The sequence below is a fragment of the Neorhizobium sp. S3-V5DH genome (genome assembly GCF_004343065.1).
GTDB classification, from domain to species: domain Bacteria; phylum Pseudomonadota; class Alphaproteobacteria; order Rhizobiales; family Rhizobiaceae; genus Neorhizobium; species Neorhizobium huautlense.
Genome location: NZ_SMCL01000001.1, coordinates 232 through 26,132, shown reverse-complemented (window position 1 = coordinate 26,132; position 25,901 = coordinate 232). Strand labels below are relative to the sequence as shown.

28 protein-coding genes are annotated in these 25,901 nt (G+C 61.3%); 19 read left to right on the top strand and 9 right to left on the bottom strand.

All coding sequences use genetic code 11. The features are described from left to right. Positions 1-73: 73 nt before the first annotated feature. The 7 genes from EDE09_RS00135 (at position 74) to guaA (ending at position 7,021) form a co-directional block, all read left to right on the top strand. Positions 74-1,543: a di-heme oxidoredictase family protein gene (locus tag EDE09_RS00135; RefSeq protein ID WP_245505058.1), complete on the top strand. Its 1,470-nt coding sequence runs from the start codon at positions 74-76 to the stop codon at positions 1,541-1,543. Then, complete coding sequence (locus EDE09_RS00130) at positions 1,543-2,646, top strand: imelysin family protein (RefSeq protein WP_132408265.1); 1,104 nt, start codon at positions 1,543-1,545, stop codon at positions 2,644-2,646. Before EDE09_RS00135 ends, EDE09_RS00130 begins: the two co-directional genes overlap by 1 nt. 5 nt (positions 2,647-2,651) lie before the next feature. Continuing rightward, complete coding sequence (locus tag EDE09_RS00125; protein WP_132408263.1) at positions 2,652-3,731, top strand: DUF1513 domain-containing protein; 1,080 nt, start codon at positions 2,652-2,654, stop codon at positions 3,729-3,731. A gap of 37 nt (positions 3,732-3,768) precedes the next feature. Beyond that, entirely contained in the window at positions 3,769-4,221 is a 453-nt protein-coding gene (locus EDE09_RS00120) for a TspO/MBR family protein (RefSeq protein WP_132408261.1), read from the top strand. Between the two features lie 71 nt (positions 4,222-4,292). After that, complete coding sequence (locus EDE09_RS00115; protein WP_132408259.1) at positions 4,293-4,742, top strand: PaaI family thioesterase; 450 nt, start codon at positions 4,293-4,295, stop codon at positions 4,740-4,742. Further along, on the top strand, positions 4,739-5,392 hold the full coding sequence (locus tag EDE09_RS00110; RefSeq protein ID WP_132408257.1) for a 5'-methylthioadenosine/S-adenosylhomocysteine nucleosidase: 654 nt from the start codon (positions 4,739-4,741) through the stop codon (positions 5,390-5,392). Before EDE09_RS00115 ends, EDE09_RS00110 begins: the two co-directional genes overlap by 4 nt. A 39-nt stretch (positions 5,393-5,431) precedes the next feature. Then, a complete protein-coding gene (gene guaA, locus EDE09_RS00105; RefSeq protein ID WP_112802397.1) occupies positions 5,432-7,021 on the top strand; it encodes a glutamine-hydrolyzing GMP synthase in 1,590 nt (529 codons plus the stop codon). Positions 7,022-7,154: 133 nt separating this feature from the next. Here guaA and EDE09_RS00100 read toward each other — a convergent pair whose 3' ends face one another. Together EDE09_RS00100 and EDE09_RS00095 are read right to left on the bottom strand one after the other, a co-directional pair. Further along, on the bottom strand, positions 7,155-7,661 hold the full coding sequence (locus EDE09_RS00100; protein WP_112802395.1) for a ClbS/DfsB family four-helix bundle protein: 507 nt from the start codon (positions 7,659-7,661) through the stop codon (positions 7,155-7,157). Between the two features lie 127 nt (positions 7,662-7,788). Next, positions 7,789-8,346: a methylated-DNA--[protein]-cysteine S-methyltransferase gene (locus EDE09_RS00095; protein ID WP_112802393.1), complete on the bottom strand. Its 558-nt coding sequence runs from the start codon at positions 8,344-8,346 to the stop codon at positions 7,789-7,791. A 256-nt stretch (positions 8,347-8,602) separates the two neighbouring features. Between EDE09_RS00095 and EDE09_RS00090 the strand changes: the two genes are divergently transcribed. Then, positions 8,603-9,202: a 2'-5' RNA ligase family protein gene (locus tag EDE09_RS00090; RefSeq protein ID WP_165924079.1), complete on the top strand. Its 600-nt coding sequence runs from the start codon at positions 8,603-8,605 to the stop codon at positions 9,200-9,202. Between the two features lie 82 nt (positions 9,203-9,284). Continuing rightward, the gene (locus EDE09_RS00085) at positions 9,285-9,794 is read left to right on the top strand and encodes a VOC family protein (protein WP_112802389.1); all 510 of its coding nucleotides are present in this window, start codon (positions 9,285-9,287) and stop codon (positions 9,792-9,794) included. Here the strand turns inward: EDE09_RS00085 and EDE09_RS00080 are convergent. Both EDE09_RS00080 and EDE09_RS27960 read right to left on the bottom strand, forming a co-directional pair. Continuing rightward, positions 9,791-11,227 carry a methyl-accepting chemotaxis protein gene (locus tag EDE09_RS00080; protein ID WP_112802387.1) on the bottom strand — a complete coding sequence of 479 codons (1,437 nt, stop codon included), beginning with the start codon at positions 11,225-11,227 and terminating at the stop codon, positions 9,791-9,793. The genes EDE09_RS00085 and EDE09_RS00080 overlap by 4 nt on opposite strands. A gap of 128 nt (positions 11,228-11,355) precedes the next feature. Beyond that, on the bottom strand, positions 11,356-11,517 hold the full coding sequence (locus tag EDE09_RS27960) for a hypothetical protein (RefSeq protein ID WP_165924078.1): 162 nt from the start codon (positions 11,515-11,517) through the stop codon (positions 11,356-11,358). 174 nt (positions 11,518-11,691) lie between these two features. Between EDE09_RS27960 and EDE09_RS00075 the strand changes: the two genes are divergently transcribed. The 4 genes from EDE09_RS00075 to EDE09_RS00060 all read left to right on the top strand — a co-directional run bounded on the left by EDE09_RS00075 (position 11,692) and on the right by EDE09_RS00060 (position 14,784). After that, entirely contained in the window at positions 11,692-12,045 is a 354-nt protein-coding gene (locus tag EDE09_RS00075) for an ArsC family reductase (protein WP_112802513.1), read from the top strand. A gap of 4 nt (positions 12,046-12,049) precedes the next feature. Beyond that, the gene (ybaK, locus tag EDE09_RS00070) at positions 12,050-12,523 is read left to right on the top strand and encodes a Cys-tRNA(Pro) deacylase (protein WP_112802385.1); all 474 of its coding nucleotides are present in this window, start codon (positions 12,050-12,052) and stop codon (positions 12,521-12,523) included. 8 nt (positions 12,524-12,531) lie between these two features. Beyond that, positions 12,532-13,422 carry an MBL fold metallo-hydrolase gene (locus EDE09_RS00065; RefSeq protein WP_112802510.1) on the top strand — a complete coding sequence of 297 codons (891 nt, stop codon included), beginning with the start codon at positions 12,532-12,534 and terminating at the stop codon, positions 13,420-13,422. A 108-nt stretch (positions 13,423-13,530) separates the two neighbouring features. Then, positions 13,531-14,784 carry an aminopeptidase gene (locus EDE09_RS00060; protein ID WP_112802383.1) on the top strand — a complete coding sequence of 418 codons (1,254 nt, stop codon included), beginning with the start codon at positions 13,531-13,533 and terminating at the stop codon, positions 14,782-14,784. Positions 14,785-14,789: 5 nt separating this feature from the next. Here EDE09_RS00060 and EDE09_RS00055 read toward each other — a convergent pair whose 3' ends face one another. Continuing rightward, positions 14,790-15,899, bottom strand: a complete 1,110-nt coding sequence (locus EDE09_RS00055) for an endonuclease/exonuclease/phosphatase family protein (RefSeq protein ID WP_112802381.1) — start codon at positions 15,897-15,899, stop codon at positions 14,790-14,792. A gap of 159 nt (positions 15,900-16,058) precedes the next feature. On the opposite strand from EDE09_RS00055, the gene EDE09_RS00050 reads away from it, so the two are divergent. Further along, positions 16,059-17,000, top strand: coding sequence for a cyclase family protein (locus EDE09_RS00050; protein ID WP_112802379.1), 942 nt, complete (start codon positions 16,059-16,061; stop codon positions 16,998-17,000). Between the two features lie 3 nt (positions 17,001-17,003). Here EDE09_RS00050 and EDE09_RS00045 read toward each other — a convergent pair whose 3' ends face one another. Together EDE09_RS00045 and xseA are read right to left on the bottom strand one after the other, a co-directional pair. After that, a complete protein-coding gene (locus tag EDE09_RS00045; protein WP_112802377.1) occupies positions 17,004-17,597 on the bottom strand; it encodes an NAD(P)H-dependent oxidoreductase in 594 nt (197 codons plus the stop codon). Continuing rightward, a complete protein-coding gene (gene xseA, locus EDE09_RS00040) occupies positions 17,597-19,201 on the bottom strand; it encodes an exodeoxyribonuclease VII large subunit (RefSeq protein ID WP_112802375.1) in 1,605 nt (534 codons plus the stop codon). Before xseA ends, EDE09_RS00045 begins: the two co-directional genes overlap by 1 nt. A 292-nt stretch (positions 19,202-19,493) precedes the next feature. On the opposite strand from xseA, the gene EDE09_RS00035 reads away from it, so the two are divergent. Together EDE09_RS00035 and EDE09_RS00030 are read left to right on the top strand one after the other, a co-directional pair. After that, positions 19,494-19,811 (top strand): hypothetical protein, encoded by a 318-nt coding sequence (locus EDE09_RS00035; protein ID WP_112802373.1) that lies wholly within the window; start codon positions 19,494-19,496, stop codon positions 19,809-19,811. A gap of 73 nt (positions 19,812-19,884) precedes the next feature. Further along, the gene (locus tag EDE09_RS00030) at positions 19,885-20,115 is read left to right on the top strand and encodes a hypothetical protein (protein WP_112802371.1); all 231 of its coding nucleotides are present in this window, start codon (positions 19,885-19,887) and stop codon (positions 20,113-20,115) included. A gap of 19 nt (positions 20,116-20,134) precedes the next feature. Here the strand turns inward: EDE09_RS00030 and EDE09_RS00025 are convergent, their stop codons facing one another. Next, positions 20,135-21,982, bottom strand: a complete 1,848-nt coding sequence (locus EDE09_RS00025; RefSeq protein ID WP_245505047.1) for a hypothetical protein — start codon at positions 21,980-21,982, stop codon at positions 20,135-20,137. A gap of 139 nt (positions 21,983-22,121) precedes the next feature. Here EDE09_RS00025 and EDE09_RS00020 point away from each other — a divergent pair, with 139 nt between their 5' ends. Together EDE09_RS00020 and EDE09_RS00015 are read left to right on the top strand one after the other, a co-directional pair. After that, positions 22,122-23,126, top strand: a complete 1,005-nt coding sequence (locus EDE09_RS00020) for a glycosyltransferase (RefSeq protein WP_112802367.1) — start codon at positions 22,122-22,124, stop codon at positions 23,124-23,126. Further along, entirely contained in the window at positions 23,123-23,497 is a 375-nt protein-coding gene (locus EDE09_RS00015; protein ID WP_105370376.1) for a GtrA family protein, read from the top strand. The genes EDE09_RS00020 and EDE09_RS00015 overlap by 4 nt, the downstream gene beginning before the upstream one ends. A gap of 12 nt (positions 23,498-23,509) precedes the next feature. Here EDE09_RS00015 and EDE09_RS00010 read toward each other — a convergent pair whose 3' ends face one another. Then, positions 23,510-24,496 (bottom strand): Gfo/Idh/MocA family oxidoreductase, encoded by a 987-nt coding sequence (locus EDE09_RS00010; RefSeq protein ID WP_112802508.1) that lies wholly within the window; start codon positions 24,494-24,496, stop codon positions 23,510-23,512. A gap of 196 nt (positions 24,497-24,692) precedes the next feature. On the opposite strand from EDE09_RS00010, the gene EDE09_RS00005 reads away from it, so the two are divergent. Beyond that, on the top strand, positions 24,693-25,643 hold the full coding sequence (locus EDE09_RS00005; protein WP_132408253.1) for an aldo/keto reductase: 951 nt from the start codon (positions 24,693-24,695) through the stop codon (positions 25,641-25,643). Positions 25,644-25,901: the final 258 nt, after the last annotated feature.

The window sequence follows — 25,901 nt, the reverse complement described above, 5'->3', positions numbered from 1 at the left end:
ACCGATGAGAGCGCCCATATCCTCGCTGTTCCTGCTCCCGCTTGTTTCGGGCGCTCTTCTTCTCGCGCCGCTCATGGCTGTCGGCGGTGAGACGCTTTTTCCGACATCACGCACGGATATCAATCCGAAGGATCAGAGACGTGTGGAAAGCGTCACGCGGCCCGCAACCGATTTTTCCAAGCCGGAGCAATTCGAGACGATGCAGGGCGGCGCGGCGACGACCAGGGCGCTCGTCAACGGAGACGCCTTTTCGCATTTTTCCGTCAATCTCGATTTCGACGAGGAAGAAAAGTTCAAGCTCGGCAACGCGTTGTTCCGCAAGCTCTGGGTTTCCTCGCCCTCCTCGACCCAGGCTTCCGACGGCCTGGGGCCGCTCTTCAATGCCCGGGCATGCCAAAGCTGCCATCTGAAGGATGGACGCGGGCATCCGCCCGAAGGTTCTGCGGATTCGACTTCCATGTTCCTCCGGCTTGCCCGCCCCGCCCGCACGGACGACGAGCGCGAGGCGATCGCCGATATCCGAAAGCTCAATTTTCCCGACGCGACCTATGGTGAGCAGTTGCAGGATCTGGCGGTGCCGGGGCTGAAATCGGAAGGCCAGATGCAGATTTCCTATGAGGAGATCCCGATAACGCTTGGTGATGGGGAGGTGGTGCAACTGCGCAAACCCACCTATTCCGCCGTCGATCTCGGCCATGGTCCGCTCGAAGGAGACGTGACGTTATCGCCGCGCGTGGCGCCTCCGATGATCGGCATGGGCCTCATCCAGGCGATCCATGAGGCGGATATCCTCGCCAAGGCGGATCCCGACGACAAGGACCGCGATGGGATATCGGGCAAGCCCGCGCTGACACGCGACCACAAGACGGGCGACCTGAAACTCGGCCGCTTCGGCTTCAAAGCCCAGAATGGCTCCGTCCGTGACCAGAGCTCCGGAGCGTTTGCTGGCGACCTTGGCATTTCAACGCCGGACAAACCCTTCGATCATGGCGATTGCACCAAGGCGGAAGCCGAATGCCTTGCGATGCCGACCGGCGTGCAGGAAAGGCTCGGACCGGTCGAAGCGCCAGATCCGGTGCTGGAACTCGTCACCTTCTATTCCGAGAATCTAGCGGTGCCGGCAAGACGCGATATCGCGGACCCCACCGTACTCAGGGGCAAGGAGCTTTTCTACCAGTCCGGTTGCACTGCCTGTCATACGCCGAAATTCGTCACCCGCCGCGATGCCGGCAATAAGGCGCATGCGTTCCAGCTGATCTGGCCCTATTCGGATTTCCTCCTGCACGACATGGGCGAAGGTCTGGCCGACGGGCAGCAGGTCGGCGTTGCCGACGGCCGCGAGTGGCGCACCCAGCCGCTTTGGGGCATCGGGCTGACCGAAACCGTCAACGAACACACCTTCTTCCTACATGACGGGCGAGCCCGCAACCTCACGGAAGCCATCCTCTGGCACGGCGGAGAAGGGCAAAATGCCCGGGATGCATTCGCCTCGCTTTCCAAAGACGGCCGCGCCGCGTTGGTCAAATTCCTGGAGTCGCTCTGATGCGCATGATCCTTGCCGCCGGCCTGATCTCGCTCCTGCCCGCCATGGCTTTGGCGCAGGAGAGCGAACCCGCATCCTCGATCGATCTGCCGGAAGCGGAGGTCTCCAAAGTCATGACGGCGGCCGTGGACGGCTTTATACGGCCAGGCTACAGCGCCTTCCATCGATCGGCGGAGAAGATGACGTCCGTCGTGAAGACGCTCTGCGGGACGCCCTCGGCGGCAAATCACGACTCTGCCAAGAGCGCCTTCCGTGCCGCCGCGGTAAGCTGGGCTCACATAGAGATCATTCGGGTCGGGCCTGTCATCGAGCAGAACCGCTTCGAACGCATCCTGTTTTATCCCGATCGCAAGAGCACCGGCCTCAAGCAGGTTCAGGGCATCTTGTCGAAATCGGATGAAACGGCCACAGATCCCGCCACGCTTGCGACGAAGAGCGTCGCGACGCAAGGTTTCGGCGCCCTGGAATATCTCCTCTTCGGCACCGGGTCGGAGGCCCTTTCGAGGGAGAAGAACGGCTTTCGCTGCCGCTACGCCGCTGCTGTCGCTGGCAACATCACCAATGTTTCCGAGGAGATTTCCGGCATCTGGGATGCGCCGAACGGCATTCAAGAAGCCTGGAAACAACCGGGGCCTTCCAATCCCGTCTTCCGCACCGGCGGCGAGGCGGCCACAGCGCTCCTCGGCATCCTGGTGCACGGGGCCGAAACCGTGCGCGATCAACGCATCGAGACCTTCTACAAGGGGCCGGAAAAGGCGAAATTCCCCAAACAGGCGCTGTTCTGGCGCTCCGGAACGACTTGGCCTTCCGTCAAAGGCAATATCGAGGGTCTGGCAGCATTGCTGGAGGCGTCCGGGATGGCGAACCTCCTGAAGCAATCCGACCGGCCGATCCTCGCCTCCACAAAGGCTCTCCTCAAATCCATGGCCGAGCTTTCACAGCAGGTAACGCCCGACCTTGAAAGAGCGGTGGAGGATCCAAAGGAGCGCGAAAAGCTCGACACGCTGCTCTTCCAGGGTCGCGAAGTGATTATCAGCCTGAGCGAGGGTTATGGCGGCGCGATCGGCCTCGGCTCCGGCTTTTCCTTTTCGGATGGAGACTGACGGCCATGTGGCGCGGCGAGGCGATCGACCGGCGCGGCTTCCTGAAGGCGGCGGGTATATCTTTTACCGCCTCGCTTTCGCCACGCTCGCTGATGGCGCTGGAACGGGCCGATGCGGTCTATGCGGCGGGCTTTCGCGAATCTGACGGTTCCTTCGGCATCGCCACGATTTCCGAGCGCGGCGAAATCATCGATCGAGCGTCACTACCCGCTCGCGCCCATGGCTTGGCCCATAGCTCAGCCACCGGCCGTACCGTCGCATTTGCCCGGCGCCCCGGGACATTCGCCATGGTCTTCGATCTGTCGAGGCAGACGGAGCCGGTCGTCATCACCTCGCCCGAAGGCCGGCATTTCTACGGCCACGGGCACTTTTCGTCCAATGGCGCCCTGCTCTACGCCAGCGAGAACGATTTCGACGGCAATCGCGGCATGATCGGTGTCTACGACGCGCGAGACAAGTTCCGCCGCATCGGCGAATTCGACGCGCACGGTATCGGAACGCATGACATGACCGTCTCGGATGATGGCACGCTCCTGATCATCGCCAATGGCGGCATCGAAACCCACCCGGACTTCGGCCGCACCAAGCTCAATCTCGACCATATGGAACCGTCGCTGGTCCTGCTCGATGCCGGGACGGGTGCGCTCGTCCAGCGGCACGGCCTGCCTCCCGCGCTCCGCCAGCTTTCGACCCGGCATCTCGATATCGGCGCGGATGGCCGCATCTGGTTCGCCTGCCAGTGGGAAGGCCCGCGCAATGCGCTGCCGCCACTCGCCGGCTGGTTCTCGGAAGGCGGGGACCTCTCGTTCGTTTCGCTGCCGGAGGAGACCACCATCCGGCTTGGCAACTATGTCGGCGCGATCGCCGTCAACCGCCGCGAAGGCATCGTCGGCATGACTTCCCCCGTCGGTGCGGCCGTCACTCTCGACGCAAGGACCGGGGCCGTACTGAAGGAAGAGCTGGTCCGCGACGCCGCCGGGGTTGCCCCCGCAGCAAGCGGCATCGCCGTTTCCTCCTATGACGGCCAGTTCAACGAGACCCGCAGCAAGGTGGCCTGGGATCAGCATATCGTTCGATTAGCGTGATCTTTTTCCGTCGGCGCATCGCCCTAATTGCGGCCTCATGAACAAGACCCTCATATTTTTCATCTTCATCCTGGCCAGCGTGGCGATCGGCGCGCTGAGTGGCCTCAGCAACCAGCCCGGCGAATGGTACCAGTCGCTGAACAAGCCTTTCTTCAATCCTCCGAACTGGGTCTTCGGTCCGGTCTGGACCGTCCTTTACGGCATGATCGGCGGGGCGCTTGCCGCCACCTGGTATGATGAAAACAACAGGCGTCGCCTGCAGATCTTCGCCATTCAAGCCGTCCTGAACCTCGCCTGGTCGCCCGCCTTCTTTGGTCTGCAGAACCCTAAACTTGGTCTCGTCATCATCGTGCCGCTGCTGATCTCGATCCTGCTGTTCATCGCCGCAAGCTGGCGGCCGAACCGCTGGGCGGCCTGGCTATTTGTCCCCTATGCCTTCTGGGTCGGCTTCGCGACGTTGCTCAATCTCGCGATCGTTCTCCTGAATTAACGACGTCAACGGCCCCCGCTTGCGGAACACTTTTGCCCATGCCAATTTCGCAGCTGCGAAAGGGATGAAACATGGACGGGAGAGATACGGGCGATTTTCGTCAACGCGTCAAGCAAAGCTTCGCACGCCAGGGCGCCATGGGCCTGCTTGGGGCGGAGTTGGCACGCGTCGAACAGGCCATGGTGGAGATCGAGCTGCCGTTTGATGCGAAGCTCACCCAGCAGCATGGCTTTCTGCATGCCGGCGTCATCTCTGCCGCGCTTGATTCCGCCTGCAGCTATGCCGCCTATACGGTGATCGAGCCGGAAGCCTCCATCCTGACGATCGAATTCAAGGTGAACCTGTTGTCGCCGGGCCGCGGCGAACGGTTTCTCTTCCGCGGCGAGATCACCAAGCCGGGATCCACGATCATCGTCGCGGATGGCCGTGCCTATGCCATCGGAGACGGTCCCGCCAAACTCATCGCCTCCATGACGGGCACCATGATGGTGATCCGCGGCCGGGAGGACATCATCGGATGATCACCGCACTTTCCATGGCCGAACCGACGTCCGCCAGCGGCAAATCCATTCTCTTCGTCATGGCGGTCGACGCCGAATACGGCCCGGCGCTCCGATCCCGCATCAAACCGCTGATGACCGGTGTCGGGCCTGTCGAGGCCGCGATTGTGTTGAGCCATGCGCTGACGAAGCTGGAGGCATCGGGCAAGCTGCCCGATCTTATCGTCTCGCTCGGCTCGGCCGGTTCGCGCAGTCTCGAGCAAACCGAAATCTGCCAGGTTTCCTCGGTCGCCTATCGCGACATGGACGCCTCGCCGCTCGGTTTCGAGAAAGGCCGGACGCCTTTCCTCGAACATCCGGCGACCATGCCGCTCCTCTTGCGCATCCCCGGCATTCCGGAGGCCTCGCTTTCGACAGGCGGCAACGTCGTCTCCGGCGCCGCATACGATCTCATCGAAGCCGACATGGTGGATATGGAAACCTTCGCAGTGATGCGCTGCTGCCAGCTTTTCGCAATTCCCCTGATCGGCCTGCGTGGTATTTCGGACGGAAAGGAAGAGCTCAAGCACGTCAACGACTGGAGGGAATATCTGCACGTGATCGACGTGAAGCTGGCGGACGCGGTGGACGGCCTTTTTAACGCGCTTGAGAATGGCAAATTGGTCCTCTGAGCAGTTGCGTTAAAAACAACTTTTCTTTAAAGGCTCGCCATGACCCAAAACACGACCTTGGCAGCTCATCCCGACAGCATCCTCATCATCGATTTCGGCAGCCAGGTGACGCAGCTCATCGCGCGTCGCATCCGCGAATCCGGCGTCTACTGCGAAATCCATCCGTTCCAGAACGCGGCCTCCGCGTTCGAGAAGCTTCGGCCCAAGGGCGTGATCTTTTCCGGTGGTCCGGCCTCCGTGACCTCGGAAGGCAGCCCGCGTGCGCCGCAGGCGGTTTTCGATGCCGGCGTTCCGATCCTCGGCATCTGCTACGGGCAGCAGACGCTCTGCCTGCAGCTCGGCGGCGAGGTGGAAGGCGGTCACGCAGCAGAGTTCGGACGCGCCGACGTGGAGATCAGGGCAAAGAGCCCGCTCTTCGATGGTTTCTGGGAAACGGGTAACCGTTATCCGGTCTGGATGAGCCATGGCGACCGCGTCACCAAGCTGCCCGAAGGTTTCGAGGTCATCGCGACGTCCGAGAACGCGCCTTTCGCGATCGCCGCCGACGAGAGCCGCCATTACTACACGACCATGTTCCATCCTGAAGTGGTGCACACGCCGGATGGCGCGAAGCTGCTTTCCAACTTCGTGCACAAGATCGTCGGGCTGAAGTCGGACTGGACGATGGCGGCCTATCGCGCCGAGATGATCCGCAAGATCCGCGAACAGGTCGGTTCCGGCCGCGTGCTCTGCGGCCTCTCGGGCGGCGTCGACTCTTCGGTCGCGGCAGTGCTGATCCACGAGGCAATCGGCGACCAGCTCACCTGCGTCTTCGTCGATCATGGCCTGATGCGCCTCAACGAGGCGGAGGAAGTGGTCAAGATGTTCCGCGACCACTACAACATTCCGCTCGTGCATGTGGATGCCTCCGACCTGTTCCTGACGGAGCTTGCCGGCGTCTCTGATCCGGAAGTGAAACGCAAGACGATCGGTCGTCTGTTCATCGAGGTTTTCGAAGCGGAAGCCAACAAGATTGCCGAAGACGGCAAGGGCGCACCCGCCTTCCTCGCCCAGGGCACGCTTTATCCGGACGTGATCGAAAGCGTCTCCTTTTCCGGCGGCCCGTCCGTAACGATCAAGAGCCATCACAATGTCGGCGGCCTGCCTGAGCGCATGAACATGAAGCTCGTCGAGCCGCTCCGCGAACTCTTCAAGGATGAGGTCCGCGCGCTTGGCCGCGAACTCGGCCTGCCGGACCGTTTCGTCGGTCGCCACCCCTTCCCAGGTCCGGGACTTGCGATCCGCTGCCCCGGCGGCGTGACCCGCGAAAAGCTCGACATCCTGCGCAAGGCGGACGCGATCTATCTCGACGAAATCCGCAAGGCCGGCCTCTACGACACGATCTGGCAGGCTTTCGCCGTGCTTCTGCCGGTGCAGACGGTCGGCGTGATGGGCGACTATCGCACCTACGACTTCGTCTGCGCACTGCGCGCCGTCACCTCGGTCGACGGCATGACGGCGGATTTCTACCCCTACGACATGAACTTCCTCGGCCGTACGGCCACCCGCATCATTAACGAGGTGCGCGGCATCAACCGGGTCGTTTATGACGTGACGTCGAAGCCGCCCGGCACGATCGAGTGGGAATGATTTCGGCTTAACCGGCAGTATCCAAATCCGACGGATAGCGGACGACCGTCGGCTCAGTTGGAGCAACCTCTTTCGTCCACTGGTGCGGGATAAAAACGCGCTTGGCATGTGCGATGAACATTCGCGCTGAAGGTCAGTTTCCGGACAGGTCGGACCGGAGGCAAGCGCGGATCCATTTCGCAGCCGATCTATAGTGCGACCGGCCCGCCGCCTCGGCCCAGCGTCCGGTCGTCCACGGGCTGTTTCCGCCTTTCATTGGACCGGCATAAAGATCATCGTCGTCGTGACGATCGATGAAGTCGAGAAGTCTCCGATGAGAGCCTTCCAGTGACGCCCGTGCGTCAAGCCAGCTGAGATCCGCCTGCCTTGCCCGCAGGTCGGCATTGAAGGTTTTGAGCTCGGACCATTTGTAGCCCTTCGCGGGAATTTCAACCTTTTGCCCGGTCTGGCCGTCACGATACCAGCCAAGGAACAGTTCGATCCAATGGGCCCGGTGAGCGACGACGTCCTTGATCGACGTATCGTCTTCGCGTTTTCTCATCGCCTGCTCTTCGCCGATCCTATCGATCAGGCTCCTGAGCTTGGCATATTCCTCGACGGTGATTTCTTTCAATTGGGGTTTGGCGGCGGCGGCAGGCATCTCCTTCCTCCTTTCCCGCTTTCTGCCATGCCTGCCCTTGCAACAGGTTGTTCTGTGTCAACCGACGCGAGTGAAAAGGCGACCTAAACATCGGGTCGCCCTTTCCGCGAAGACACGCGTTCCGGGCCTAGAAGCCGAGCGATTGCTGGGCCGGTTCCGGCGGGCCGAGCCTGACGCCTTCCAGCTCGAGCATGCGTGCTTTGGACATGGCGCCTCCGGGTGCCGAGAAGCCGCCCAGCTTGCCGCCGGCGGCAAGCACCCGATGGCAAGGAATGATCAACGCCACGGGGTTCTTTGCCATTGCCTGGCCCACATCCCGGGCAGCCTGCGGGCCTGCCCCCAATTCCTTGGCGATGGCGCCATAGGTCGTGGTATGGCCCCATCCCACCCGCCGGGCGGCGGAATAAATTTCCCTGAATAAATCGTCCTGATCGTCGAGATCCAGCGTGAAGCGTGAAAAATCCACCGATTCGCCGGCAAAATACCGCTTCACCGCCTCCACGGCTTCGTGGATTTTTACCGTCGGTTGTCCCGGCTTCGCCGTCGGCAGGCGACGGAGAAGCAGCCGTTCCGTCGACTCCGCCGCCTTCGTAGGGAGCTGAAAGCGCGTGATCCCCTTGTCGTTCCACGCAATGCCGCAGAAACCGCCGGCCGTTTCAAAAACGAGATATTGATGCGCAGCCATGGGCAGACCTCCACATGTCGATCCTCCAAAATCGTCCTTCGCGCAAAGAGATTCAACCCGTTTCTTGCTTCGAAGGGGACTATCCTCACGAAAACCTCGCCGACGCAAATGTTCTTCTTTTGTTCTTTACTAGAGGCATCGATCCCTTTAATCTGCTTCCAACTCAAATCGGAGCACGGAGATGGGAAGCAGGGGGACGAATCGGAAAGTTACGACCGACCAGCTGCCGCTGTTGGGCAGCGACGGATGGCCGTCGATGCCGGTTGTCCCTGCCCGACCGGAAAGCAGCCTGATGTTCGTCCTGCGGCCTACAAACCCCGTGGCCTTGCGGATGCATGAGGATGCCGCAACTCATCTGGCGGTTCAGCGCGGACGGGACGCTTATCCGCCACATCTCCTGCATTTGAGCCTGCTCTGCATGGGGCGGTTCGACAAACCTCCTTCACGGTTGATCGAGAGAGCCAGGGCTATCGCGGCCGGCATTCAGGCGCGACCGATCCCAATAACCCTCGACAGTGCCGGCTTGTTTGGCAACAGTCGCCATCTTGCCCTTTATCGTCCCAAGGGCAATGCCATGGTTGGCCAGTTCGTGAGGATGCTCGGGCGTGCCTTGGCACAACACAATCTTCCGAGTTTTCAGGCGAGCGCGCTCACGCCGCATGTAACGCTCGCTTATGATTGCAGGAATATCGAACCCCTGCCTCTCACGCGCAACTACGCGTGGATCTCCGGCGAATTCATGCTCGTCTATAGCTATCACGGCCAGACCCGCCACGAAGAACTCGGTCGATGGGCGTTCGATCCGAAAACCGTACCTTACCCACCAAGCTTCGAACAACTGAGACTGATGGTCTAAAGGCATAAATATTTTTCGGAGCGATGTCGGATCGGCTGGTTCCGCCACGTTCTAAGAACGTCACCCGATAGAGGAGAGAAAAATGGCCATCGAGAAGCACAAGATCGTTCCGCATCTCTGGTTCGAAGACAATGCGGAAGAAGCCGTCAATTTTTATGTATCGGTGTTCGAAAACTCCCGCATCACCGAGGTTTCTCGTTATGGCGATGCCGGACCGCGCCCCAGGGGGCAGGTCATGGCCATGGGTTTCGAGCTTGAAGGCCAGAGCTTTGCCGCGATCAACGGCGGGCCGTGGGCAAAGTTCAACGGCGCGGTGTCCTTTCTCATCCATTGCGAGACGCAGGAGGAAATCGATGCATATTATGAAAAGCTCGCCGAAGGCGGGCAGGAACAGCCCTGCGGCTGGTTGACCGACCGGTTCGGGCTCGCATGGCAGGTCAACTACGCCAGACTGCCGAAAATGCTGACCGACAGCGATGCCATGCGGGCCAACCGGGTCATGGAGGCGATGCTGTCGATGAGGAAGATCGACATCGCCAGGCTTGATGCAGCCTATGAAGAGGGTTCCACGTTGGAGGCCGCGCGGGCTTAGACCCGGATCGCCAGGCGCAGGCCACCCCAATGACGGCCGTTCACGGTGATCGGCGCGGAAATGTCCTTCATCAGCACGAACTGGCCGCCGCCCATGTCGCGGCGGTAAGTCTGCAGCAGAAATGGTTCCTTGTTGCGGCCCGCGGCGAGCCCGACGCGGTCGTTGAAGATGCGCCGATTGCGGCAGTTGGCGGTGTTCCAGGTCGGATCACCGGGACGCGGGCGCTGCGAGAACTTGCGATTGTGGGTCGGCAGATAGCCGTTTTCGTCCACAGCGGCACAGAAGGCGATCCGTTCGTCGGCTTCCGGCGCGCCTTCCTGGATCGGCGGCAGGACCGCGTCCGTGAACTCGGTAAAGCGGGTCATGTATTGAACAGGATCCGTGCCGGGGATCGCCGCATATTGCCGGTCGAAAAGCGAGGCCATGTCGATGCGGCCCGATCTGACACCTGCTTCGAAAGCGGTCGAGACGTCGGCGGCAAGCTTTATCACCTGCCGGATGTAGGGACTGTCCGGCGTCTCGACGCCGGCGTTGGCGGTCGCCTGGATCATCCGTTCGGAAATCGTCACCATATCGCCGACACGGGCAGAGGTCTGCTGAAGCTGATCGTTGGATTTCAGGATCGCGCTGGCAGCGGAGGCAATCGAGGAGGCGAATTCGCCGCATTGCCGGTCGACGGTTTCGGTGGTGCCCGCCAACGCGGATGCGTTGTCGAGGATCCGGGTCATCACGTCTTCGACGCCCTTGAAGGAGCCCTGCACTTTCATCGCAGTCGTCTTCACGCCTTCGGCGGAGCGGCTTGCGCCCTCGCCGGCCGCCACAAGCCGGTCGATGCGGCTGTTCAGCTGGTCGAGCGTCGCCTGAATGGAACTGGTCGTCTGAGAGGTCTGCAGCGACAGCGCCCGAACCTCGGCCGCAACCACCGCAAAACCCTTGCCCGCATCGCCTGCGCGCGCCGCCTCGATCGCCGCGTTAAGCGCCAGAAGGTTCGTCTGCCGGGCAATCGTGCCGATCGCGTCCGCCAGCCGCCCGACATCACCCAATGCGGAGGAAAATAGTTTGATTTCCGCGCCGATCTCCTGCGAGGCATTGACCATATGATCGATGGCGGTGACGGAACCGGAAAGCTGCTCGGCCTGCGCACCCAACACCTGGCGGGCGCTCGTGGTCAATTCATCGGATTCATGCAGTGAGCGAGCGATCTGGCCGTTGACTTCGGCGATCGATTGGGCCGACTGCGTCAGACGCCCCAGAAGCGCTGCGTGCTGCGAAGACTGGGCGGCGGTATCCTGTACAACACCCGCGATATCGACGAGGTGGAGACCGAGAGCCGAAGCCTCACCAGCCAGCTTTACGACGGAATTCTTCAGGACTTCGGCATCGAGCGCGTCCGCATCCGGCCGCTCGGCTATTTTCAGGACCTGCCCGCTCACCTCAACCTCCAAAATATTAGGAGATAATAGGATAGCTATGGTTAACGGACAGTTTCCGCGCGCAATGCGCGCGAAACTATACTTTCGGATGAAGCCGTTACACTCGCGGCTGTTTCGCCGGAAGCCAGTTAAACGAGCTGATCAAAAGCCTTGGGGTCGATGCCGAGGGTGTTCAGATCATGGCTCTTCGGGCGACGATGGTTTTCTACGGCAGCCGAAACTGCAATTGCGGCGCTGACGACGGCAAAGGCCCGGCCAAATGCGCCACGGTTCTTCTTCTGTGCGATCATGACAATCTCTCCTTTTCTTTCCGCTAAAATATGAGCTCGGACCCTCGTTTGTGCAACGCACAACAGCACAGGGGAGCCATGCAACCGTCACATAACGCCGATTGCGCCAGATCAACGACTTGCATGAGGAGGGTGCCTGTTGATATCGATCCCTCACGGCATATGGGGTATTCGATGGCGATCACGATCTACGGCATCAAGAACTGCGACACGATGAAGAAAGCGCGGGAATGGCTCGACCGCAGAGGTGTCACCTATGACTTTCACGACTACAAGATCGCCGGTATCGAGCGCTCCAGTCTGGAAGACTGGACCAGCCGCGCCGGCTGGGAAACCGTACTGAACCGGGCGGGAACCACCTTCAAGAAGCTCGATGACACCGACAAGGACGGCCTTGACCGCCAGAAGGCGATCGATTTGATGGCTGCTCAGCCTTCGATGATCAAGCGTCCGGTGCTGGAAGCCGATGGCAAGCTGATCGTCGGCTTCAAACCCGAGATCTACGAAGAGGCGTTCGGCGGGGACTGAAGCCATGTCGAAGACAACGCGTGCCACCCAGACCCTTCGGAAGGCCGGCGTCGCCTTCACGATCGTCACCTATGACTACGACCCGAACGCGGACCGGATCGGCCTGCAGGCGGCGGAGGCGATCGGCGAGGAGCCTTGCCGGGTGCTGAAGACGCTGATGGCGGAGGTGGACGGCAAGCCGGTCTGCGTCGTCGTGCCGTCCGATCGCGAGGTTTCGATGAAGAAGCTCGCCGCGGCCTTCGGCGGCAAGTCGGCGGCGATGATGAAGCCTGCCGAGGCGGAGCGCGCCACCGGCTATCATGTCGGGGGCATCAGTCCCTTCGGTCAGAAGAAGGTGGTTCCGACGGCAATCGAAATCGCTGCGCTCGACGAGCCGTACGTGTATATCAATGGCGGGCAGCGCGGCTTGCAGGTCAGGCTTGATCCAAAGGCCGCTCGCGATGTCCTGAAGGCGGTTGCCGCCCCATTGGTCGCATGAGGCTTGCAATGCTTGAAACGACCGAGACGCTTCGCATCCTTGAACCCTATCCAGGCATCTTCGCCTATTACGACGGCCGCGTCGCGGGCAAGCGGCTCCATGCGCAGGCAGCCAACTGGTTGGACGACGGCGCCTATTCCCTCGGCGTTGCCTCCTATGTCGTGGTCGACCGGGATGAGGCGCTGGTCTATGACACGCACATATCCATCGAGCACGCCCAGGCGATCCGGCATCATCTGCAAGGCCTTGGCGTCACCAGGATCCGCGTCGTGCTGAGCCACTGGCACAAGGACCACATTGCCGGAAATGCGGTATTCGCCGATTGTGAGATCATCGCGCTTCGGCTGACCGCGGAGAAACTCGAGCAGAACCGCGACAAGATTGAAAACGCCAATCCGCCGATCCGGCCACTCGTCATGCCGACAACGGTTTTCGAAGGACGGCTCGAATTCACGGTCGGTCATCGCAATGTGGAACTGCATCACTTCGCGATCCACAGCGCCGATGGCAACGTGCTCTGGCTGCCGGATGAAAAGCTGCTGTTTGCCGGCGATACGCTCGAGGATACGATCACCTATATTTCGGAAGCGGCCGAGATCGGAACCCATATCGCCGAACTCGCGCGAATGCGGGACTGGCCGATCGGAAAAGTACTGCCGGCGCATGGCGATGCGGATCGTATCGCCTCCGGCGGCTATGGACCGCGCCTGATCGACGCCAACCATGCCTATCTTCAGCGGCTGGCGGGCGCTTTCGCCGCCGGCAAACCAGTCGAGCCGTCGCTCCGTACCTTCGTCGCCGAGGAGATTGCCTCTGGCGCGGTGATCTATTTCGCGCCTTACGAGGACGTCCATGCAAATAACATTGCAGCGCTCGAAGCCGCGCTGCGGCAAGGGTAGCGGATTCCAAGATGAAGCCCTGAGCCGGTTTCTCGGGCTCGCGTCTTCATTTTCGCCCCAAAGCTCTTTAAGTCTCAGGAACCGGATAGAGAAAGCAGAGGGCCATCCATGACAATCGTGCCGAATTTTCAGACCGTCGTCGATCCTCAGAAACTCGAAAAGCTTGCGGAAGTGGCCGTCAAAGTGGGGCTCAGGCTCGAAGAGGGTCAGGATCTGGTGATCACGGCACCACTTCCGGCCCTGCCGCTCGTGCGCCTGATCACCAAACATGCCTACAAGGCCGGCGCGGGCCTCGTCACCACCTTCTATTCCGACGAAGAGACGACGCTTGCCCGCTACGAGCATGCCCCGGACGCCAGCTTCGACAGGGCCTCCGACTGGCTCTACGAAGGCATGGCGAGGGCCTATGCGAATGGGGCGGCGCGGCTTGCGATTTCCGGAGACAATCCGATGCTGCTCGCGGCTCAGGACCCCGCCAAGGTAGCCCGCGCCAACAAGGCCAATTCGATGGCCTACAAGCCGGCCCTCGAAAAGATCGCCAATTTCGACATCAACTGGAACATCGTTTCCTATCCCAATCCCTCCTGGGCTCGCCAGGTATTTCCGGATGTCCCCGACGATGTCGCCGTCGGCAAACTCGCCGAGGCGATCTTTGCGGCATCGCGCGTCGATGTCGCCGATCCGATCACGGCGTGGGCGGAACACAACGCCAATCTCAAGAAGCGCTCGACCTGGCTGAATGGCGAGCGATTCGCGGCCCTCCACTTCACCGGTCCCGGCACCGATCTGACGGTCGGCCTTGCCGACGGCCACGAGTGGCACGGCGGAGCTTCCACCGCCAAGAACGGCATCACCTGCAATCCGAACATTCCGACCGAAGAGGTCTTCACCACGCCGCACGCGCTCAAGGTCGAGGGTCATGTGTCGAGCACCAAGCCGCTGTCACACCAGGGGACGCTGATCGACAACATCCAGGTGAAGTTCGAGGCCGGCCGGATCGTCGAGGCCAAGGCTTCAAAGGGCGAGGAGGTGCTGAACAAGGTGTTGGACACGGACGACGGCGCCCGGCGGCTCGGCGAGGTGGCACTGGTGCCGCATTCGTCGCCGATCTCTAAAAGCGGCGTGCTTTTCTACAACACCCTGTTCGACGAAAACGCCTCCTGCCATATCGCGCTCGGCCAGTGCTATTCGAAATGCTTCCTCGACGGCGCCTCGCTCAGCCAGGAGCAGATCAAGGCCCAAGGCGGCAATTCCAGCCTCATCCACATCGACTGGATGATCGGCTCCAACCAGGTGGATATCGACGGCATCCGAGCCGACGGCTCCAGGGTCGCGGTCATGCGCAAGGGTGAGTGGGCCTGAAAACCCTAGATATCCAGATCGACCCAGATGGCGGCATGGTCGGACGCCGCTTGCTCCGGGCTTGTCACCTGCGGATAGGTGTCCCAGCGCTTCGGCCTTGATCCCGGCCAGACGCCCTTGCGGAAGACTCCGCCCCGTTCCACCGTCTCAAAGAGTTTGGGCGAAAGCAGAAGATAGTCGATCTTGTTGTCGGCATTGCCGAGCCCGAAGGTTCCCGGATAGCCGCCGTCGTCGAATTGCGGATGAACGAAGGCGTCCTTGAGCGACGTCTGCATCAAGGGTGCCAGCGGCGCGCTGTCCGGCGTGTCGTTCAGATCGCCGATGACGGCGATGTGTTCGAAGCCGGCGGACAGCAATTGTTCGTAGATCTCCGCAACCCGGGCCGCCTGCGCCTTGCGGCGTGCGTCGGAGGATTGAGCGCTGCCAAAACCCTTGCTCTTGAAGTGGTTGACCAGAACCACCAGCTTCGTTCCCCTCGGGGTCGTGATGTAATATTCCGGGCAATCGCGGGAAAAGACCGGATCTCCATTCGCACCGCGGTCGTCCACATGGCTGCGCATCATGTCTATGACGTATTTCTCGCGCGTCATGATGCCGACATCGATCCCGCGATCGTCGTTGCCGTCGATCACCATCGCCTGCCGATAAGGCTTGCCGTCGATCGCGGGAAGAATCTGATTGTTGAAGGCCCAAAGAACCGGTCGGCTTTCGGCCTCGACAACGCCCAGAACATCCGCTTCAATGTCGTGCATCACGCGGGCGGTGTTTCGCATGGCCTCTTCGTCCACTGGCTCATCACGCAATTCGAGTGACCCCACCCAATCGAACCGTCCGTTTGCGGTGATCACAACACCACCGGTCCTCGGCCGCTTGAGGAGATTGCCTCTATTGCGCCTGAGAATGACGAATGGGCCGGTGTCGCTCTTCTCCATGCCGAGTTCGACAACCAGCTCCGCCATCCGCGCCTTGTCCGCCGGGCTGTATGTTACCTGCCCCAGGCGCTTGTCCAGCTCGGCGAACTGCTCCAGCACCTTTCTACCTTCGGCCCAGGTTTCGAGGTTCATCGCCTTGGCGCGGTCGAACAGGTTTTCAACGTTGAATGCCGCCAATCTCATGTGCCCCTCCCATTGTATCCGGTCGAAGGTAACACGTTTCTGTTGCATTTACGTGTCTGGTCCGAAGTTGACTTTTCCTCCGTTGCAGCAGGAGATTGAGAGTGCCGGCATATTCCAGGTTCCGGCTGACGATGACGAAAGCCAAAGAGGGAAGTCGCGATGTTTTGCTCATTTGTTCGTCTGGCTGCGCCGATTGCTGCGGCGCTTCTTTATATTGCCCCGATCACCACTGCATTTGCCGAGGAGCCCGGGCTGTGGAAGGTCTATAACGAGACGCTGAAAGGCGCCAAATACGTCGATCTCACCCATACCATCACGCCGAACATTCCTGTCTGGGCGGGCTTCGGGAAATCGAGCTTCGGGCAGGCAGCAGCCGGCACGGATCTCGAAGGTTATGCCAAGAAGGGCGACACCTTCACCTACGAGAAACATGGCTTCAACGCCTCCACCTACAATCTCGCAACCGATCAGCTCGGCACCCAGCTCGATCCGCCGGCCCACTGGGCGCCCGAATATGCCGCCATCGATGAAATCCCCGCGACCTATGCGGTGCGGCCGCTCGTGGTCATCAATATCGAAGACAAGGTGAAGGCTGACGCGGGCTATCACCTTCAGGTCGCCGACATCACGGGTTTCGAAGAAAAGCACGGGCGCATTCCGGAAGGCTCCGTCGTCTTCGTGCGATCCGGCTGGTACAAGAAATGGCCGGATCCCTCGCTCTCCACCACCCGTCCCTTCCCCGGCGTTTCCCTCGACGCACTGAAGTTCCTGCATCTGGAACGAAAGATCCTGTTTCACGGACATGAGCCGCTGGACACGGATACAACGCCGACACTCGAAGGCGAGCACTGGCTAATGCACAATGGCTTCGCACAGGCCGAAGGCGTGGCCAATCTCGACAAGGTGCCGGAAACGGGCGCGCTGGTGGCGATCGGTTATCCCAAATTCGGCGGCGGGGTCGGCGGTTATGCCCGCTACATCGCGATCTGCCCGCCGGATTGGCAGTACGGCGTGACGGTGGGCTCAGTCCCGGAAGCGCCGCTGCAGAAATTCGACAAGCCCCTGCATTTCGACGAGAAGGCGGGGATGCGGCTTCGCTGAGATCTACCGGAAATCCTGGAGCGCGGCCTTCACGCGTTCCAGGTGCCGCCTGCGCTTGCCGTCGGTTGCACGGTCCATGTCGTGCAGGGCCAGCATGCGGAAATCGGCCTTCCTGTTGCAGAAGATGGCGATGCCGCGCTTGAGCTGCCGCCGCACCGGGTCGCCCATGTAGAACCGGACGACCCACCACGGCGAACCGGCCGTCGTGAAAGCCCAAAAGTGGCGGATATTGGTGAGAAGCGGTACGATCCTGCCGCCGTCCTTGTCATGGCGAAATGCCACGCCGGGAGCGAAAACGCGGTCGAAGAAGCCTTTCAGCACGGCCGGCAGGTTGAACCACCATTGCGGGAAGACCAGCATCAACGCTTCGGCCTGACGCAACCTTGCAACCAGATCGGCGACATCGGAGGTGTCGTAGGGCACATCAAAATAACCGCGCCTCTCTTTCTCGGTCAGCCGTGGATCGAAATTCTCGGCGTAGAGATCAAGCAGGTCGACCGTATGGCCATTCGCCTCCAGCGTTTCCCGTATCGTCCGCGCAACGGAGGCTGCGAAACTCTCCGGCAAGGGATGGGCCAGAACCAGGAGCACATGCATCAGAAAAGACTGCCCTGCTTCGGCGCGTCGCCCGCGGGTTCGGTCTTGGCAGGCCGTTTCTTCGCCTGGGGGGGCGGGGTCGAACCAGTTGCCTCGCCCTCACCGCCCGTGATCGCGGCGATCCGGCCATCGGCGAACTCCAGCGATACACCAAGCCCCTCGCCGATCCCGGCGGCGCGCGTAAGCGGCTTGTCGTCCTCGCCGCGAACGACCGCAAAGCCGCGTTTCAATACGTTCTTGTAGGAAAGCGACTGCAACACCCTATCCTGCGCCATAATCGCAGAGCGACCGCGTAGGAGCGTATGCGACATGGCCGTATCGGCATGACGGCCAAGCGAGACCAGATGCTGGCGTTCGCGCGCCAGTTGACCGAGCAGCCGCGGCGGCAAGGCGGACAGCGAAGCGCCTGCCTTCGAAAGCCGATTATGTTCCTTCAGCAGCTGACGCTCCAGACAGCGCTCGCTGCGCGTGAGCCGGTCTGCCAGCAATTGCCGTTGCTGGGCCAGCCTGTTGGTGAGCAGGTCGAGCCTCAGGCCGGAGGAAACGCGCTCGAAACTGCGCCGTTTGACGACTGTTGTACGCTCCAGCCCGCGACCGAGGCCGGCGGCAGCCTCGTCGAACCGGCGGCGTGGCAAAGCCAGCAACTGGTCGAGCGAAGGGAGTGCCCGAACCAGCGCCCGCAAGGATTGCCGCCGGTGGTCCATCTGTCGGGTGGCGCAGCCGCGCAGCCGCGCCGTCAAGTTCGCTATCTGGGCATCGAGATCAGCCTTCACCGGCACCGCCATTTCGGCAGCCCCGGTCGGGGTTGGCGCCCGGACATCGGCAGCGTGGTCGATCAGCGTCCAGTCCGTCTCATGGCCGACAGCGGAAATCAGCGGAATCCGACTATCGGCCGCTGCGCGCACGACCGCCTCGTCATTGAAGCTCCAGAGATCCTCGAGGCTGCCGCCGCCGCGGGCGACAATCAGCACGTCCGGCCGCCTTACAGGGCCGCCCGGCTCGATCGCGTTGAAGCCGCGGATGGCAGCCGCCACCTCGTCGCCGGAACCCTCGCCCTGAACCTTCACCGGCCAGACGATGACATGCACCGGGAAGCGATCGGAAATACGGTGCAGGATATCGCGGATCACCGCCCCCGTCGGGGAGGTCACGACGCCGATGACATGCGGAAGGAACGGCAAGGACCGTTTGCAGCTTTGGTCGAACAATCCTTCGGCGGCAAGCCTGCGGCGGCGCTCGTCCAGCAGCGCCATCAGCGCGCCCGCGCCTGCGGGTTCGAGGTTCTCGATGACGATCTGGTATTTCGACGAACCGGGGAATGTGGTGACCTTGCCGGTGGCAATCACCTCCATACCCTCCTCGGGGCGAAACTTGATGCGGGGGAATGTGCCCTTCCAGATCACCGCGTCGATGCGCGCCCGATCGTCCTTGAGAGAGAAATAGGCATGCCCCGACGAATGCTGGCCGCGGTATCCGGAAATCTCGCCCCTCACCCGCACATGGTCGAACGCGGTCTCGACCGTGCGCTTGATCGAGCCCGAAAGCTCCGACACCGAAAACTCGGTCAGGTTCGTCGGCGAATCGTTGGGGATCAGGCTGTTCATTTCTTCCTTCTAGAGGATATGGCCGGCAAATTCATCACTGCCGTAACCACAGAACCGTGGACGATCAAATCCAAAATAGCTCATCTCAAGGCGATTCCCTTGGGCGCCTCAGTCGCGCCGCTCTCGTTGGCCGGTGCGATTGCCTGCTTATCATGCGCCTTTTCTTTTTTTGTCTCGGCCACATCTTGCCCTGGAGAATGACCTGTCCCCTCCGGGGAGCAGAGGAGAGCGACAATGGCATGGAGCGACATTTACCGAGATCGCCTGGCTGCTTTGATAACGATGGCCCCTTATGCAGCCTGAACGCCTGTTGCTTCGCTTCCAGGATAGGTCCCAGGCGGTTTCCGTACTGAGCGCGGTCGGTCTCCGAGCGGATGCCATTCCGGGCGACGGGACCCTCAGTGAAGCCACTGGCGAGACGGCTGCGTTCGAAGGTGAGGTGGTTGCGCTGACATCTCCCCTGTCGGGCTACTACATCAACCTCGTCTGGAAGGGTGAGGTCCCGCGCGCATTGAGGCCATACGTCCTACCTGACGCGGTCGCGGCCAGGTTATCGGATTCTGCTGTGGCCCAGATCGAGCCATTTTCGCCCGATGCCGGGAATTTCTGACGAAGGCGGGTAAGCATTTCTTAGGACGTGCCTCATATCCTCCCGGCAATACAGGGCAAAACGGAGATTTGAGGTGCTGTTCCTGACCGCTGCATCGATAGGCGTTTGTGCCGGCATGCTACGGTCCGCCTTCTCCATGGCCTTTGTGGCGTTCCTGATTGTCGTGACTTTCGCGCTCGCGACGATCACCTCGCCCGGCCCGGCGTCCTATCTCAATCTCCTCATCGCGATGCTCGGCTACAATGCGGGCCTGATCAATTTCCTGGCTTGTCTCCTCATCGTCCGGCGTCTGAGCGCTACCTGAGCCTGACCGATTTTTCAGTTCAACCGCCTGCCGGCAGCACCCGATAGAACTGAAAGCCTCCGTTCCTGATTTCGCCCACCGGCTGCAGATAACCCGGAACCGCGCCGCGTGCGAGGCCCGCATAGAAGCCGTCGGCCTTCAGGCGGATCAGGCTCCGGGTCTGCGGATCGGTCTCACAGAAAGCGACAATCGTCACACCTGCCCCTCTGAGGAAGGCCTCGGCCTCCGCTGGCTGGGCGAGGCCGATGTGCAGTTCCGTCAGCATGCCCTTCTGATTGCGATGGTAGGGGGCAGACAGGACCCTGTGCGGCGTCCAACGCAGAATATCCGCTCCGCTGTTCGACGGGGCTGCGACCACACCGGTGTCGAGTTTATTGAGGCTTGCCATGTCTGCGGCGCTGCCGCACTCGCCCGTCTCGGCACCGGACGCATCGGGCTCTCCCGGCTGGGAAAGCGCGGAAACGTCGAAGCCGTCTCTCCAGCCGTTGATCACAATCACACCGCCGAAAGCCCAGATGATCGGCACGGAAGCCAAAACGGTGCCTATGTAACCGAGCGCAAGGCCGATATGCTTTGGTCTGGCTGCAGCACGCTGTCTGAGGTCGGCGATCAGCAGCGACAACGGCAGGATGCTCAGCATATTGGCAAAGAACGCACCCCGCACCTGCACCAACGCCACGCCCCACGAGACACCGACCAGCGCAGCGAGGATGATATGGATTTCCACCGCCTCACCTCTGAGGCTGCGGCACAGACATATGACGATCGCAAAAAAGCCGACAGCGTAGAAGCCGCCCGCAACACCCGGTTCGGCAGCCATCTCAGTCAGAAATGGACGCGCTTCGGTCACGGCCTTCAGCCACAACTCGACCAGCATGGGGTCCAGCGATCCGAGCGGATCTCCAAGACAGGCCGGCGCGACGAGGACAGCCGCCAGAAGGATAAGGCCGCCGGTTATCGCGACCAACATCAAGCGGCCGGCTCGCGGGGGCGTTCTCGGCAGGCTCGCCATGAGGAAAAGTGCCGTACCCCCCAGCGCCGAAAGCGTATAAAAGCCGAAGGAGAGATTGTCGCAGGTAACCACGCTATAGAAACGCGGCGGCACCGTCAGGAAGAAAAAGGCCGAAATCGACAGGGTCAGGGAAAGGCCGAAGGCTCGGGCGGGACGGGCGAATGCCTCGCCATGCCACAGCCACTGCAGGGCGACGATGACGCAAGCAATGGCCACGAGCGGCACTGTTTCGGCACCGACCGCCATCGCGAGGGCGCAGGCGAATGCCGCAACTCCGTAGCTCGAAGCCCTCTTCTGCGGATCAACCAGCATGGCGGCGATCCACATGGCGAGGACAAGCTGGACGTTGTGATGATCCAGCGCGCCGGGGGAGAAGCGCACGCAGGTGAAAATGAAAATCGCGCCAAGCCCGAGCCCGACATGCATGGCGGACGCGCCACCGAGTCGCCGGCAGGCAAGGCCGAGCGGGAAGAGCAGGAAAGGCATCAGCAGGAACGGCCAGAGCGTCGCCGCCACAGCTTCGGCCTGCAACGGCTCCAGAAACAGCGAGAACAGCTTGATCAGCCCGGCGATCGGCAGATCGACCAGACGCGACCAGTGCATCAGCGTGCCTTCCGCAAGCCCCAGGCGGTATTGCATCAGGTCGAACCAGTTCTGCCCGGCCAGAAGATCGCGCACCTCGACGAGTCGCATGACATCGTCGTTGTCGCGACCGATATAGTCGGTACTTCTGGGAAGAAAAATGAGGAGGCTCATCGCGGCAGTCACGAGCCAATAGACTGCGACCGAGGGCCACAACCTGGAGAACAACGGCGCGGCCAGCCGATCCGCCACAATTCCACCGGGCCTGTCCATCGTGCTTTCCGCCATATTCATCCGGGAAGTTTTCATCTCGCGAGGTGGCGGAAACGTAGCCTTAACCTTCCCAAGAAATAGTAAAGCCGACGGCGCAGTCAGTTCCTGCGTTGGATTTTCCGTGTATCGAGTGAAAATCATGACCGACGCGCTGACAGGCCATCCGGATATTGCCATCCTGCTGCCTTGCTACAATGAAGCAACGACGATCGCTTCCGTGGTCCGCGGGTTCCGGGAGGCGCTTCCGGGTGCGCGCATCTACGTCTACGACAACAATTCCATCGACGGTACGGCGCTTCAGGCCATGCTTGCCGGCGCGGAGGTGATGCGCGAACGGCGGCAGGGCAAGGGTCATGTGGTGCGGCGGATGTTCGCCGATATCGAGGCCGACATCTACGTGATGGCCGACGGCGACGGCACCTATGCACCGCAGGACGCCGAAGAGCTGGTCCGCACGCTGCGGACGGAGCGCGCAGACATGGTGGTCGGCACCCGTCGCGGCGTCCATGCCGATGCCGGGCGCCAAGGCCATGCAGTCGGCAACAGGCTGTTCAATCTCCTCTACCGGACGATCTTCGGATCCGATTTCACCGACATCTTTTCCGGCTACCGCGCCTTCTCGCGGCGGTTCGTCAAAAGCTTTCCCGCCGTTTCCGGCGGCTTCGAAATAGAGACCGAGATGTCAGTCCATGCCTCCCGGCTCAAATTGCCGGTCTGCGAGATCGAACTCGACTACGGTCGGCGGCCGGAAGGCTCCCATTCCAAGCTTTCGACGTTCAGGGACGGTTTCAAGATCCTCTGGATGTTCGCAATGCTGATGAAGGAAACGCGGCCTTTCGCCTTCTTCGGCATCATCAGCAGCGCCTTCATGGCAGCAAGCATGATCTTCATGGCGCCTGTATTAGTTGCCTATTTCCAGACCGGCCTCGTCGAGCGCATGCCCACCTGGGTCTTCTCCCTGGTGCTGATGCTGATGTCCTTGCTGATATTTACTGCAGCGCTGATCCTCGATTCCGTCTCGCGCGCCCGCGCCGAACAGCTCCGCATCCATTACATGAACCTGCCCCGACGCGAGACGTCTTCGCAGCCGCAGCCGAAAACCCTTTCCGACAAACGCGGCAGAACCGACAAGAGTGCTGCATGAAACGGCTCTTCTGGTTCGTGGTTGCCGGCGGCAGCGGATTTCTGGTCGATGCCGCCCTCACTCACCTCCTCATCACCGTCATCGGGCTCAGCCCTTTTGCGGCCCGCGTTCCGGCAATCATGGCCGCCATGGCCTGGACGTGGTTCATCAACCGCAACCGCACGTTCGGCCGCTCCCGCCATTCACTGGCCGCCGAAGGTTTTCGTTACTGGGCGGTCGGCGTCACGTCGGCGCTCCTCAACTACGCCGTCTATTCCCTGCTTCTCTACCGCGCGCCATTCCTGCAGCCCGTTGTGGCGATCGTTTTCGCGTCGCTTGCGGCCATGCTCTACAGCTTCTTCGGTTATTCGCGCTTCGTCTTCCGCCAGTAAGAACCGACAGCCCTAGACTTTTTCCCAACCATCATGGTCGCTTGCGCGATAGATGGCGTCGATGAACCGCTGGTTCAGCAGCGAGTTCTCGAGCGTCACCACCTCGGCCGGTTCGCCCTTGGCGGCATGCGCGAATGCTTCCGCCTGCCTGCGATACTGGCGGCTGTCCTGGAAACGGAAGATCTGGGAAATATCGTGCTTCTGGTTTGTAAGCTCGACCTCTTCCGCACCCCAGCGATCGGCATTGAAGGGTGATTTCACCTCGATGTAGCCTTCGGTTCCGTGGAAGACCATGACCTGGCGGCCGGCCATCTGGGTCGCCACGTAAAAGGTCATCTCGAACGAACCGAAATCCGCCTTGACGCTCGAATAGATGTCGGTGCCGAATTCCGGATCCCGTCTCGTGACGGCCTGCACGCGCTCCGGCTCGGCACCCGTTACGAAGCGCGTCGTGATGGTCGGATAAACCCCGATGTCCGGCAGAGCGCCGCCACCAAGCTCCGGGATATTGCGCATGTTGGAAGGGTCGCGGTTGAAATAGGTAAAGGCGCCCTGCACGTGTTTCAGCTCGCCGATCGCCTTATCCTTCAGAAGCTCGCGCACCTTCAGCCAGACCGGCGCATAGGTCACCATAAAGGCTTCCGCGATCAGCACCTTGTGGCGATCCCGCGCAGCAATCAGCTTCTCGATTTCGGCGGCTTTCAGAGAGATCGGCTTTTCGCACAGTACATGCTTGCCGGTTTCCGCCGCTTTCAGCGACCATTCCACATGCTGGCTCGTCGGCAGCGGGATATAGACGGCGTCGATGACGTCCGAGGCCAGCATCTCCTCGTAGGAGCCGAAGGCATGGGGCGCGCCGAAACGGTCCGCCATGGCGCGGGCCTTGGCGATATCGCGGCTGGCAACCGCGGTCACCACGCAGTTTTCAGCATCCTGAATGGCCGGCACCACCAGCTCGCGGCCGATCCTCGCTGTCGACAGGATTCCAAAACGCAGCATAAGGCCCTCCATCAACACATTGCGGGGCCGCACCATATGAGGCCCCTCCGGCCGGCGCAATGGACGCGAGGGTTACTCGCGCTTGAAAAAATGATCTGGCGATCGAAATAGAGGCTGGTCGGCGGCGGTACATCCGTTAATCTCAGGTTCCTTTCCCCTACCTACCCCCGCTTATTTAGAAATTTTGGAGAATGTCATGGAGCTGCGCGCACTCGGCCGGACCGGTCTTTCCATTTCGCCCGTCGTTTTCGGCGGCAACGTATTCGGCTGGACCGCGGACGAAAAAACCTCCTTCGCCATGCTCGATCGTTTTTTCGATGCAGGCTTCAATACGATCGACACCGCCGACGCCTACAGCCGCTGGGTCCCCGGCCATCAGGGTGGAGAGTCCGAGGCGATCATCGGTGCATGGCTAAAGAAAAGCGGCCGCTCGCGAGACGAAGCGATCATCGTCACCAAGGTCGGATCCGATATGGGTCAGGGAAAGCGGGACCTCTCGGCCAAATGGATCCTCGAAGAAGCCGACAATTCGCTGCGTCGTCTGCAGACGGACTATATCGACCTCTATCTCGCCCATTGGCCCGATGAGACCACCTCTCACGAGGAAACGCTCAGCGCCTTCGCAAAACTCAAGGAACAGGGCAAGATCCGCGCGATCGGCTGCTCGAATTACGATGCCGGGATGATGCAGGACTCCTTCGACGCTGCAAGCAAGGCCGGCCTGCCCCGCTACGACGTGCTCCAGCCAGAATATAATCTCTATACGCGGAACTCATTCGAAGGACCGCTTGCCGAACTCTGCCTTAGGGAAGAGATCGGCGTCATCAACTATTTCGGTCTCGCCTCCGGCTTCCTGACCGGCAAATACCGCGACAGGACGGATGCAGAGGGCAAGGCCCGCGGCGGCCGCGCGCTTACCTATCTGAACGACAAGGGATACCGCATCCTTGCCGCTCTCGATGAGGTGGCCGTCGAGACGAATGCCGAGCCTGCTTCCATCGCGCTCGCCTGGCTTATCCAGCGGCCGGGCATCACCGCGCCGATCGCCAGCGCCACCAGCATCGGCCAGCTCGACGCGATCATCGCCGCCGGCAACCTGACGCTCTCGGACGACCAGATGAAACTGCTCACCGAAGCCGGCGCCTGAATCCGGGCACGCCGCACCGCGCGTCCCACTCGCAAAGGAGGTGGCATGAAAGAGGCCACGTCCATGGAGAGAACGGATCTCTGAGATGCAGATGTTCTTAGGACAGTCACGCTTTGCGCCGTTTGGCTTACCTTTCCTGGGTTTTCGCGAACTCAGTGAAGGAGATGAAACTGCTCACCGAAGCCGGCGCCTGAATCCGGGCACGCCGCACCGCGCGTCCCACTCGCAAAGGAGGTGGCATGAAAGAGGCCACGTCCA